This window comes from Yersinia frederiksenii ATCC 33641 (genome assembly GCF_000754805.1).
Taxonomy (GTDB): domain Bacteria; phylum Pseudomonadota; class Gammaproteobacteria; order Enterobacterales; family Enterobacteriaceae; genus Yersinia; species Yersinia frederiksenii.
In genome coordinates, this window is sequence record NZ_KN150731.1 from 97,925 (window position 1) to 109,859 (window position 11,935).

The following is an 11,935-nucleotide window of genomic DNA, read 5'->3' on the forward strand; positions in this document are numbered from 1 at the left end:
GTAACACTTCGCAGTTCTTGCAGAGAAATAAAATTGATCAGGACGTCACGGTACCTTGTGCGGTAAAACGGCCATAGAGTTGATAACGGGAACCGGGATAGAGCAGTTGAGCGGCGGTCACAATTGCTTTTCCGTACCAGGTTCTGCGGCGAATCAATAAGCAGGGCTCATGTTCACTTAGTTGTAGTAACTGCCGTTCGGTTTGATTTGGGGTCACCGCTTCAACAATGTGTTCACCTTCGGTTAATGGGGCGACTTGGGTGAGGTAGCTGTAAGGCGTTATTTGATTGAAGTCCTGCTTCATATAATCAGGGGCAGTGTTCGGATTGACACAACGGTTTTCGACTTGAATGGGGATGTCGTTTTCATAATGAACAATTTGTGAGTAGAACAGTTGTTGGCCGGGTTGAATACTCAAAGCAACCGCTTCTTCAGGGCTTGCGGGGCGCGCCTCTAATTGTAAGATTTTACTGCTGTGACGATGACCGCGAGCAGTAATTTCGTCGGCAATATTATGGACCTCAAGTAAGGCACTGTGCGCTTTTGCCTCGGCAACAAAGGTACCCACGCCTTGCATTCGGATGAGGAAACCTTCATTGGTGAGCTCACGTAGCGCCCGGTTAATGGTCATGCGGCTGACCCTTAACTCGGTAACAAGCTCGCTTTCTGAAGGAACACGTTGATGTGGCTGCCAGACACCTGTTTTTATCTGGCGAATGATAGCCAACTTAACCCGTTGATAAATTGGCGCGGGAATATCGTCCATTGCGGTACTTAATTTTAAGAGAGTTTGCTGTTCCGCCACGATATTAACCTCATTAAATAAGAGAATTTATAGGCTAAGTCTACGGTTGAAATTAGCCGGTGTATATGTATATACAAGTAAGTGATTTAATTAATTGACGCAGCTGCTGCTTGGCGCGTTTAACTCTGAACCAAATTTTTGGGATATCGCTATGCCAGTTTATTTTACCAAACGTGCTTTTTTATCTGATGGATGGGCAACTGACGTACAGATTACGGTCGATGAACAAGGGGTTATTCAGCGTATTATTACCGGCAGCAGCAATGAAGGTTGTCAGATTTTATCCGGGCCAATAGTACCGGGAATGCCAAATCTTCACTCTCATGCTTTCCAGCGCATGATGTCTGGGTTAGCTGAGGTGGCGGGTCATCCGCAGGACAGCTTTTGGACTTGGCGGGATCTGATGTATCGGTTGGTACAGCAACTGACACCAGAACAAGTTGGAATAATTGCTCGTCAGCTGTATATAGAAATGTTGAAAGGTGGCTATACCCAAGTTGCCGAATTCCATTATTTACATCATGGCCCTGACGGCATTCCTTACAGTAACCCCGGAGAAATGACATCACAGCTGAGCCAAGCCGCACAAGATGCCGGAATAGGGATGACTTTGTTACCCGTGTTATACAGTTATGCAGGGTTTGGGGCTCAACCCGCTCAACAGGGGCAACGTCGTTTTATCCAAAACACAGAAAGTTATCTCAAGCAGCAGCAAGTGATTCGCCAACAGCTGGCAAATCAACCACTGCAAAATCAAGGGCTCTGCTTCCACTCATTACGTGCCGTGGAACTAAGCCAAATGCAGGAAATTTTGCAAGTTTCGGACAAGCAGTTACCTGTGCATATTCATATTGCGGAGCAGCAAAAAGAGGTTAATGACTGCCTGGCCTGGAGTGGGCAACGGCCTGTCACCTGGTTATACGATAATTTACCTGTTGATAGTCGTTGGTGTTTGATTCACGCCACACATCTGGATGAAACCGAGCTTGTGCGTCTGGCGAGTAGCCAGGCTGTCGCTGGTTTATGTCCCACAACGGAAGCTAATTTAGGGGATGGTATTTTCCCCGCAGTAGATTATTTAGATTATCAAGGGCGATGGGGAATAGGTTCTGATAGCCATGTTTCGCTCAATGTGGTGGAGGAATTACGTTGGCTGGAATATGGTCAACGTCTACGGGATCAACGTCGTAATCGTCTAACGAATGAAAAGTATCCTGCGGTGGCCGATTTACTTTATAGCCAAGCTTTGGCGGGGGGGCGGCAAGCTTGTGCCAGTAAAATTGCGCAGCTGGCTGAGGGGTATCGTGCTGATTGGTTAGTTTTGGATGGCGACGATCCTTACATTGCTGGTACAGAGTCTGCTTCATTGTTGAATCGGTGGTTATTTGCGGGGGATAAATCGCAAATTCGGGATGTTTATGTGGCGGGAAAAGCGGTAATAGTGGATAGATATCATCCAATGCAACAGCAAACTGCACAGGATTTTCTGGCTGTATTGAAAGCCTGTCAACAGGAGGTCTGATGAGCTTTACCGTTTTTGATTTTGCCAGCTTACCCGTAAGTCGTTGGCGAAATGGTGGCGGAGAAACCCGTGAAATTGTGTGTTGGCCAGTCGGCGGCGATGATTTTGCCTGGCGCGCCAGTATCGCGACTATTGAACAAGATGGTCCATTCTCGGTATTCCCCGATATAGACCGGTCCATTACATTGCTCTCTGGAGAGGGTGTTGTGTTGTCCAGCCCAAACTGGGAAGCTCACACACTTTCACAGCCATTACAGCCTTTTGCTTTTCCCGGGGATATTCCTATCTATGCACATTTACTCGGGGGGAGCAGCCAGGATTTTAACATTATGACTCGACGAGGTTGCTGGCAGTCTTCAGTAACATCTATTAACTCAGCACAAGAGCTACCCGTATCTCATGGTGGGTTGATTTATGTTGTGAAAGGGAAATGGCTCATTAGTCACACTGAAACACATGAATTAACCGCTTCACAAGGATGCTGGTGGTTACCTGCTATCAAGGGGGGACAACTGCAACCACTGGTTGCTGGCAGTTGTTTATTGTGGGTAGACTTACTTCCCGAGAGATAGAGTACTTAATCAGTTTGATTGTTTAAGGAATTAATTATAATCAATTGATTTTAAATAATAAATTTAGATGGCTTTCATCAGAAATGTCCAGTTTATGCTCGGCACTTGAGAGTGAATGGGCATAAATTCTGGGTTTTTCTGTTTTTCTGTTTTTCTGTTTTTCTCTTCTCCTCTTCTTCCCATCTGATTAAATCTGCCATAGATAACTTGGCTGTAGTTTAACCGTGCGTTTAATCACGGGTTGGCGCTCAAATTACCAGCATTTGTTAGATCCCTGTCATAGTTTTGTTATTTGCTCGATGCAAAACACATATTTCGGTTGTTTGGTGTTAAAAATTTCAATAATCTTTATTTTGAAATAAACATTTAATAAATAGGAGGAGGTGTAACTAGAAAAAGAAAACTCATTAACTCATTAACTCATTAATTTATATTAAGTTATGAGGGCTGTAGGCCGGGGATGGGGCGGTTGCATTCACGGAAAGCGTACTGAGATGTCTAAAATAGTGATAGTTACAACTGTTCAAGTTGAGTCGTTGTAAAAAAATATTTTCAATAAATAGACATCGAAATGTTAATGCATTCCACTATTGAAGGGTATAGATCATGAAGCTGAAAAAAATCATTATTACCTCACTCGCTATCTGTATGCTGCCATTGGGCGCTTATGCTAAAGACTTGAAGATTGGCGTTTCCATGGCCTACTTCGATGATAACTTCCTGACTATATTGCGTCAGGCTATGCAAAATAAGATGAAAGAAGAAGGAAATGTCTCTGGGCAATTTGAAGATGCAAAAGGAGATATTGCTCAACAAATTCAGCAGGTAGAGAATTTTGTCAGCCAAGGGGTCGATGCCATTATTCTCAACCCGGTTGATACTCAAGGTGTAAAGCCAATGATTAAATTGGCTGAGCAGGCCAAAATCCCACTGGTTTTTGTGAATCGCCGCCCTGAAATAACCTTACCTTCTGGTATGGCCTATGTGGGCTCAGACTCTGAACTTGCAGGGCGTTTGCAGATGGAAGAACTTGCGAAGTTGATGGGGGAAAAGGGTAACGTCATGATTCTTATGGGTGAGCTTTCAAGCGAGGCGACCCGTGACAGAACCCGAGGTGTTGAGAAGGTTGCGGCCCAGTATCCAGGTATCCATATTATTGATAAGCAAACTGCAAAATTCTTCCGCAAGGAAGCTGTTGATGTGACTACCGATTGGATTCTTTCCGGGCAGCAGATAGATGCAATCGCTTCAAATAACGATGAAATGGCTATTGGCGCTATTCTTGCTTTAAAACAAGCCAAGAAAACAGGTGTTGTTATCGGGGGGATTGATGGTACACCGGATGCACTTGAGTTTATTAAGAAAGGAGATCTAAATGTCAGCATTTTCCAAGATGCGAAAGGACAAGGGGAAGGCGCAGTAGATACCGCTATTAAATTAGCATCTGGTCAGAAAGTAGAAAGTAGTGTGATGATCCCTTACCAGCTAATCACCAAAGATAATTATCAAGATTTTGCCAATAAAAACAAAAAATAAAACAGGCGCTATTCTAAACAGGTAATTGAGATAATAACTTGCAGAGAATAGGCCAATGTCTTTTTTAAATTAGAATTACACGCAATGAAATGTGTGCATTAACTCTATTTTAATAAATAGATAATGCCGTATTTATCATTTTGTTTAGTGAATAAGTACGGCACATTCAACAGAAGATAATGAGATGACGGAGATGATTATATGTATCCTTACATTCTCGAAGCTGAAGGTATCAGTAAGCAATTTCCTGGCGTAAAAGCACTGAATAAAGTGGGTATTAAAATAAAGCCAGGTAGTGTCCATGCATTAATGGGAGAGAATGGTGCAGGAAAATCAACACTAATGAAGTGTTTGATTGGAATATATCATCCGGATGAAGGTACGATAAAAGTGAAAGGTGAGGTTGTCACTTTTAACGATACCTTAGATGCACTTCATGTCGGTATAGCAATGATCCATCAGGAATTAAACCTGGTTCCACATATGACGGTTGCAGAAAATATTTGGCTAGGACGAGAGCCTGTTCATTATGGGTTAGTTAATCATGATTTACTGAACAGTAAAACGCGAGATTTATTACAGCATCTCAATATAAGATTAACGCCAGAAATGGTCGTTGGTGAGTTAAATATTGCCAGTCAACAAATGGTCGAAATAGCCAAAGCAGTTTCTTATGATGCCGATGTTTTAATCATGGATGAGCCAACATCGGCATTGACTGAGGGGGAAGTTTTTCACCTTTTTGCAATCATTAATGAATTAAAAGAACAAGGGAAAGGTATTATTTATATTAGCCATAAAATGGACGAAATTTTTGAAATTACGGACGAAGTTAGTATTTTTCGTGATGGGATGTTTGTTGCCACAGATAAGACAGAAAATCTGACAAAACAATCTTTAATCACCATGATGGTTGGACGTGAACTGACCCATATGTTCCCAAAATTCAATAATAACATCGGTGAAGAAGTGCTTAGAGTCAGTGCATTGCGACGTGATGGTTTATTCCGTGATATTTCATTTACGGTTAAACGAGGTGAGATATTAGGTGTTGCTGGTTTAGTCGGTGCGGGGCGGAGTGAAGTAATGGAAAGCCTATTCGGCATGCATCCAGCAGATAGTGGTGAGATCTTCATTGAGGGTTTGCCTGTTAATATTGACTCACCCTCAAAGGCTATTGAACAAGGATTAGCTTTTTTGACCGAAGACCGTAAGAAGTCAGGATTATTTCTAGTGCTATCAGTAGTTGAGAATATGAGTATTGTAAATCTGTCTGAGTATATCAATAAAAAAGGTTTTGTCAGTCATGGGCAAATGGCACAAGACTGCATGGAGCAGATTAAAAAGCTAAATATTAAAACACCTACCATGGACCAAATTATTAATAATCTGAGTGGCGGAAACCAGCAAAAGGTTTTGATTGCACGCTGGTTATTAGCCCAGCCTAAGATACTTATTCTTGATGAACCCACCCGCGGTATTGATGTTGGAGCAAAATCAGAGATTTACCGCTTAATTAGTGAATTAGCCAATCGTGGTGTTGCTATTATTTTAGTTTCTTCTGAATTACCTGAAATTTTAGGGATGAGTGACAGAGTTATAGTCATGCATGGTGGTCATATTTCGGGGATATTAGACAAACAAGATGCCAGCCAAGAAAAAATAATGGCGCTAGCCTCTGAATAATTGCAGGAAGGTAATGATAATGAATAATATTAAAATTGATAAATCACTGACGGCTAGTTCGATAAAAGAACATTCGTTTATGTCTGGATTAAAAGGTAAGTTACCTAAAGATACCGGCATTTTTATTGTTATGATCGGTATTGCATTAATCTTCGAGTTTTTGGGTTGGTTTATCCGCGATCAGTCATTTTTATTGAACCCTAATCGGTTATTATTGATTATCTTGCAAGTTGCAATAATAGGTATTATTGCTGTCGGGGTGACGCAGGTTATTATCACCACGGGTATTGATCTTTCCTCTGGTTCATTAATTGCACTAACCGCAGTGGTTGCTGCAAGTTTGGCGCAAACCACTGATAGTATTTCTCCGATGTATCCACATCTATTAGATTTACCTGCAGTTGTTCCCATTACTGCAGGAATTGGGGTAGGGATTCTATGTGGCTTTATAAATGGATTCCTGATTACCCGTACCGGAATCCCGCCATTCATTGCAACTTTGGGGATGATGGTTTCTGCTAGAGGGCTTGCTCAGTATTATACTAAAGGTAATCCGGTAAGTTTTCTCTCCGATGATTTTACAGCGATCGGCCAAGGGGCAATGCCAGTCATCATTTTCTTAGTTATTGCTGTTATTTTCCATATTGCATTAAAGCACACCCGCTATGGTAAATATGTCTATGCCATTGGTGGAAATATGATTTCCGCAAAAGTTTCGGGTATTAACGTTAATAAATATCTGGTGACGGTTTATACCATTGCCGGGGGATTGGCAGGTTTAGCTGGCGTGGTTCTGGCAGCGCGTGTGAGCAGTGGGCAATCCAGTATGGGTCAATCATATGAGTTGGATGCCATAGCCGCGGCAGTCATTGGTGGTAGCAGTTTGATGGGGGGAGTTGGGAGAATTACCGGTACAGTGATTGGGGCGGTGATCTTGGGATTGATCAAAAGTGGTTTTACTTTTATTGGTGTGGACTCATACATCCAAGACATTATTAAAGGGATTATCATCGTTAGTGCAGTCGCTATCGATATGCACCGTAATCGAAAAAAACGCTAATTGTTCATTGTAAGTGCCGATGGTTTGAGAGTGCCAAACCTATTGATTGCTTGTTATGTTATAGTATAACATAACACATCAAGTAATTAATCAGGAGGCATAGATGCCAAAGAAAATTAACCACTTACCCTTAATAGCACTCAGTGTTTGTGCTTCATTAATCAGTTTTAATTCGTTAGCTCATGGTAAGCATAGCCATGCTCATGAGCATCACCAGTCGGATGCTGCTCGTCAGGCGAGCGAGGGTATTTTTGCCGATAAAGATGTCAAAGATAGGTCGCTTAGTGATTGGGACGGTGTCTGGCAATCGATTAATCCTTATTTATTAAAAGGGGATTTAGATCCAGTATTAGCCGATAAGGCGAAGAAAAATAAAGATAAAACGGTTGAACAATACCGGGAGTATTATAAAAAAGGTTATGCTACCAATATCACTATGATAGGTATTGAGAATAACACTATTGATTTTCATACTGCTGAGTCGGTTAACTCCTGCCAATATACTTACTCAGGCTTTAAAATAATGCACTATGAGTCAGGGAAGAAAGGGGTGCGCTATTTGTATGAGTGTAAAAATACTAATTCCAAAGCCCCTAAATATGTTCAGTTTAGCGACCATATTATCGAACCGCATAAATCCCACCACTTTCATATGTACATCGGTAATGAGTCACAAGAAAAACTACTTAAAGAAATGGAGAATTGGCCAACTTTTTATCCAATATCTTCGGACAAAGATGAAATTATTCACGAGATGCTACATCACTGATATTACTTAAATCAGGTATCCTGTGTTACAACAAAGCCGCGCAGTTGACATTACGCGGCTTTGTTGTAACCCCTTAACCTCAAATAGGATTAAGCTGAGGGAAGGGGAGAACCGAACCCTTCGAGGCGGATCATGCTGATGTGTGACATCGGTAGAACTAATTTTCATTAAAATTGAAATGTTGTTTTGATAGTGATATCTTCGCTACAATCTAGCAAAACAACACATTCAATGGACTCGGTTTCATTGACCAAATCGGAGAGAACATAATGAAAATTGCACTGATGATGGAAAACAGTCAGGCAACTAAAAACGCGATTATCCTGAAAGAGCTGAACGCCGTAGCCTCAGAAAAAGCGTACCCGGTATACAACGTGGGCATGAGTGATGAAAACGACCATCACCTGACTTATATTCATCTGGGTATTATGGCCAGCATTCTGCTTAACTCTAAAGCAGTCGATTTTGTAGTGACTGGCTGTGGTACTGGTCAGGGTGCGATGATGTCACTGAATATTCATCCTGGTGTTGTATGTGGTTATTGCATTGATCCAGCGGATGCTTTCCTGTTTGCTCAGATTAACAACGGTAATGCACTGTCACTGCCATTCGCCAAAGGTTTTGGTTGGGGTGCGGAACTGAATGTACGCTACATTTTTGAGAAAGCATTTACCGGTGTGAAAGGCGAAGGCTACCCACTGGATCGTAAAGAGCCACAAGTTCGTAATGCGGGTATTTTGAACCAAGTGAAAGCTGCGGTTGTGAAAGAAAACTATCTGGATACACTGCGCGCTATTGACCCAGAATTAGTAAAAACTGCAGTAAGTGGCGAACGTTTCCAACAGTGCTTCTTCGACAACTGCCAGGTTGAAGAGATTAAGGCATTTGTGAAACAAGTTTTGGCGTAACGATAATATCTTAAGCCATAACACAAAGGCCCCTTCAAGGGGTCTTTTGCTTATCAGTGCCCGTCTAAATAAGACCCATGTCTGATCTTAATTAACAGAAAATAATATAATTTAGATATGCCCAAACTGATTAATGCCTGGAATTTACAGGTGATAAAGCGATGATTTTATCGACACATTGAATAGCAGATAATTTCGCGGTATCCAGCTGTAAGTGAATTCTATCCCAGGGTTCATAGTGCCGGTTGATGACCTTCTGCCAATCAGGGAGAGTGAATCCTTTAATATCTGGCGTCCGATTTTCTACCCGCAGCCGATGTTCATCAAGATTGGAGCAGATAATTTCAACGTCCAAAAAAGGCACATTTACCGATAGAGCAACATCACGATAAGCATTGCGTGTAAGAGCCATAGGATTGACGGAGTCAGTAATAACCGTTGAGCCGATGAGCAAATTTTCTCGTGCTACTTCATAAGCGATAATATAGCCAGTAGGGCCCATTGCTATATTTCCCCCTTAGAATCTGCAGAGCGAATAGCCTGTTCTATCGTATCAATGCGTAAGTACACGGCCTTCAATCGTTCAGCCAACAAATGGGCAATGGTACTTTTTCCTGTGCCAGGTAAACCGCTAAAAATAATTAACATTGCATATCTCCTCATCATGCATATCAGATATTTTATCTGACCTTATTGGCATCATTATGCTCTTTCATTTACCCCGACGATTAGCGACATAATTTCATCATTTTGCAACGCGAATGAGTGTGGCAGTCTGATATACTGGTGAGATATTGTTGTAACTTAAGATAATAACTAGAGTTTATTTTTTTAACCAGTTATTGGAATCAATTTGGGGCAAAGTGTGTGAACGCGAATTCTACAGTTTTACTTTCTCGGCATACATTTAGCTACGCCCCGTTTCGAAACTTATTCTTCGCCCGGCTTCTTACTGTCTTAGGCAATGGAATTGCACCTATTGCACTGGCCTTTGCAGTGCTCGATATTGGAGGGACGGCTACCGATTTAGGCATGGTGGTTGCGGCACGTTCTATCTTCAATGTTGCTTTCTTACTGATCGGCGGTGTATTGGCAGACCGCTATTCCCGTAGTCTTGTTCTGGTGTCATCATCTGTTATTGCCGCATTATCTCAAGGAGTGGTTGCCTGGATAGTACTTGATGGAACAGCAACAATCATGTGGCTTGCGGTGCTGGGTACGATTAACGGCGCGGCTGCAGGTATTGCATTGCCGGCTTCTTCAGCAATGGTTCCACAAACTGTGCCTACACGTAATCTTCGGGAAGCGAACGCCTTTATCCAGTTGGGTATTTATGCGGGGACAGTGATTGGTGCCTCTTTGGGGGGCGTTTTAGCCAGTGCTGTTGGGCCCGGTTGGGGATTGGCCATCGATGCTTTGGGATTTGCTGCTGCCGCACCACTTTATATGTTAATCCGTATTAACCCAATGCAGTCATCCGAATCACAGACTAATATTTTGCAGGATCTCCGTGATGGCTGGCAGGAGTTCATTTCCCGTGCTTGGGTTTGGGCTATTGTCGCGCAGTTCACGATTGTTAATGCTGCTTTTAGCGGCGTAGTGATGGTGCTTGGCCCCATAGTGGCAGATGCTTCATTTGGGCGAACCGGTTGGGGGATGATTGTTGCTACTCAAAGTATTGGCTTGATTGTCGGTTCTTTTATTGCGCTTCGATGGCGTCCCCGGCGTGATCTGTTAGTCGGTGTCATGCTGATTGCACTTTGCGCCATTCCTATCGTCCTGTTGAGTCTGGTTTCTTCGACGTTTATTTTGATGGGCGCATTCTTTATCGCCGGGGTGGGTTTTGGGCAATTCGGTGTTGTTTGGGCCCATTCTCTGCAAACGCATATTCCACCAGAGAGGCTTGCGCGAGTTTATGCTTATGATGCCATGGGGTCATTTATCGCTATTCCTCTAGGCGAAATTGCCGCAGGCCCTCTCGCAATGCACTATGGCAGCACGGCTGTTTTGCTGTCTTCAGCCATTGCAGTTGTCATCGCGACTGTTGCTGCTAGCTTTACTCCAGCCATTAGGCAGCTCGATAATGCCCCTAGGGTAAAGCAGCATATTTAGTTGAGAGGTTATTCGGCACGGTGACATATTATTCAGTATGACTCTAGTGGGTTTAATGGTATTTGATTATTTATATAGTGCTAATTACAACCTGATACTCTGTGATGTCTATGTTCTGGAACAATAATAATAACTTTTAGAGGATCAATATATGGGAACTGTTTTAGCACTAATGGGGTTGATTTTAGGTGCTTGGGCTGTACGTAGCATTTGTCTTAAAGTGCAAAGTACCGGGAAGAAGATCGCAAAATCTATTTTCGCGGCTTGGTACTTTCTGACCGCTGGTGGGATAGGGGGAACTGAAGAAGATAAGATTGTGCTTGTTGTTGTCGCTATGCTGATTGGCGCCGCTGTTGTCCTCTATTCGAATCATGCTGATAAGGCGGGGTCTGAGCGATTATAAGGATAAAGCTATTTGTGTTTTAAATCAGTCAGTTAACGGATATAAGTAGAACATAAATGCTTATCGGATTAACGGGAAAGACGTGTTCTGATTAAAGCACCATAAATGAAAATGTTGGAGATGAAAAATGGCTGAATTAATCAGGAAGAATTACTCGACACTTGGGCAAGTTAAAGGGCCTTACGTCCATGCGGTGAAGCACAACGAAACCCTTTATATTTCCGGTTTGACTGCTTTCGGCACTGTATCTCAAGGCAAGAGTATGGCAGAACAAGCGGAGGAGATATTTAGTCAGTTTCATCGTATTGCTTCAGCAGAAAACACTTCACTTCACTCATTAATTAAAGTGACAATTTTTGTGACGTCACTTGACGATATTGAACAACTACGAGCTGTGCTATTCCATCATTTTGGTGCACATCTTCCTGCGAGTTCTCTGGTGCAGGTTACTCAGCTTTTTTCTCCGGAAATCAATGTGGAAATTGAGGCGATTTTAGCTTTGAGTATTTAGTTGGTAACCCGTAGCCCTGCGATTGTCCATTTCTGCTCTTCATTGTTATAT

Annotated in this window: 11 protein-coding genes and 1 pseudogene; 10 read left to right on the plus strand and 2 right to left on the minus strand. The window is 42.5% G+C overall.

The window, feature by feature from the left end:
• Positions 1-37: 37 nt before the first annotated feature.
• On the minus strand, positions 38-805 hold the full coding sequence (gene hutC, locus DJ58_RS20870; protein WP_004706476.1) for a histidine utilization transcriptional repressor HutC: 768 nt from the start codon (positions 803-805) through the stop codon (positions 38-40).
• A gap of 151 nt (positions 806-956) precedes the next feature.
• Here hutC and DJ58_RS20865 point away from each other — a divergent pair, with 151 nt between their 5' ends.
• The 7 genes from DJ58_RS20865 (at position 957) to DJ58_RS20835 (ending at position 8,858) form a co-directional block, all read left to right on the plus strand.
• On the plus strand, positions 957-2,327 hold the full coding sequence (locus DJ58_RS20865) for a formimidoylglutamate deiminase (protein WP_004706477.1): 1,371 nt from the start codon (positions 957-959) through the stop codon (positions 2,325-2,327).
• On the plus strand, positions 2,327-2,899 hold the full coding sequence (locus tag DJ58_RS20860; RefSeq protein WP_032910134.1) for a HutD/Ves family protein: 573 nt from the start codon (positions 2,327-2,329) through the stop codon (positions 2,897-2,899). Before DJ58_RS20865 ends, DJ58_RS20860 begins: the two co-directional genes overlap by 1 nt.
• Positions 2,900-3,505: 606 nt before the next feature.
• Entirely contained in the window at positions 3,506-4,435 is a 930-nt protein-coding gene (locus DJ58_RS20855) for a sugar ABC transporter substrate-binding protein (protein ID WP_004706479.1), read from the plus strand.
• A 201-nt stretch (positions 4,436-4,636) separates the two neighbouring features.
• A complete protein-coding gene (locus tag DJ58_RS20850) occupies positions 4,637-6,121 on the plus strand; it encodes a sugar ABC transporter ATP-binding protein (protein WP_004706480.1) in 1,485 nt (494 codons plus the stop codon).
• 19 nt (positions 6,122-6,140) lie between these two features.
• Complete coding sequence (locus DJ58_RS20845; RefSeq protein ID WP_032910135.1) at positions 6,141-7,181, plus strand: ABC transporter permease; 1,041 nt, start codon at positions 6,141-6,143, stop codon at positions 7,179-7,181.
• Positions 7,182-7,284: 103 nt separating this feature from the next.
• The gene (gene zinT / locus DJ58_RS20840; protein ID WP_004706482.1) at positions 7,285-7,950 is read left to right on the plus strand and encodes a metal-binding protein ZinT; all 666 of its coding nucleotides are present in this window, start codon (positions 7,285-7,287) and stop codon (positions 7,948-7,950) included.
• 269 nt (positions 7,951-8,219) lie between these two features.
• Positions 8,220-8,858, plus strand: coding sequence for an RpiB/LacA/LacB family sugar-phosphate isomerase (locus DJ58_RS20835; protein ID WP_004706483.1), 639 nt, complete (start codon positions 8,220-8,222; stop codon positions 8,856-8,858).
• Positions 8,859-8,988: 130 nt separating this feature from the next.
• On the opposite strand, the pseudogene DJ58_RS0121380 reads toward DJ58_RS20835, so the two are convergent.
• Positions 8,989-9,506 (minus strand): annotated as a pseudogene (locus DJ58_RS0121380) (P-loop nucleotide/nucleoside kinase family protein).
• A gap of 219 nt (positions 9,507-9,725) precedes the next feature.
• On the opposite strand from DJ58_RS0121380, the gene DJ58_RS20830 reads away from it, so the two are divergent.
• The 3 genes from DJ58_RS20830 (at position 9,726) to DJ58_RS20820 (ending at position 11,884) form a co-directional block, all read left to right on the plus strand.
• The gene (locus tag DJ58_RS20830) at positions 9,726-10,970 is read left to right on the plus strand and encodes an MFS transporter (RefSeq protein ID WP_032910136.1); all 1,245 of its coding nucleotides are present in this window, start codon (positions 9,726-9,728) and stop codon (positions 10,968-10,970) included.
• Positions 10,971-11,121: 151 nt separating this feature from the next.
• Positions 11,122-11,373 (plus strand): hypothetical protein, encoded by a 252-nt coding sequence (locus tag DJ58_RS20825; protein WP_032910137.1) that lies wholly within the window; start codon positions 11,122-11,124, stop codon positions 11,371-11,373.
• Positions 11,374-11,500: 127 nt separating this feature from the next.
• Entirely contained in the window at positions 11,501-11,884 is a 384-nt protein-coding gene (locus DJ58_RS20820) for a RidA family protein (protein WP_004706488.1), read from the plus strand.
• Positions 11,885-11,935: the final 51 nt, after the last annotated feature.

Excerpts from the sequence above, each read along its gene's own strand:
- DJ58_RS20865 (WP_004706477.1), top strand. The coding sequence starts at position 957 with ATGCCAGTTTATTTTACCAAACGTGCTTTTTTATCTGATGGATGGGCA.
- DJ58_RS20860 (WP_032910134.1), top strand. The coding sequence starts at position 2,327 with ATGAGCTTTACCGTTTTTGATTTTGCCAGCTTACCCGTAAGTCGTTGG.
- DJ58_RS20855 (WP_004706479.1), top strand. The coding sequence starts at position 3,506 with ATGAAGCTGAAAAAAATCATTATTACCTCACTCGCTATCTGTATGCTG.
- DJ58_RS20850 (WP_004706480.1), top strand. The coding sequence starts at position 4,637 with ATGTATCCTTACATTCTCGAAGCTGAAGGTATCAGTAAGCAATTTCCT.
- DJ58_RS20845 (WP_032910135.1), top strand. The coding sequence starts at position 6,141 with ATGAATAATATTAAAATTGATAAATCACTGACGGCTAGTTCGATAAAA.
- zinT (WP_004706482.1), top strand. The coding sequence starts at position 7,285 with ATGCCAAAGAAAATTAACCACTTACCCTTAATAGCACTCAGTGTTTGT.
- DJ58_RS20835 (WP_004706483.1), top strand. The coding sequence starts at position 8,220 with ATGAAAATTGCACTGATGATGGAAAACAGTCAGGCAACTAAAAACGCG.
- DJ58_RS20825 (WP_032910137.1), top strand. The coding sequence starts at position 11,122 with ATGGGAACTGTTTTAGCACTAATGGGGTTGATTTTAGGTGCTTGGGCT.
- DJ58_RS20820 (WP_004706488.1), top strand. The coding sequence starts at position 11,501 with ATGGCTGAATTAATCAGGAAGAATTACTCGACACTTGGGCAAGTTAAA.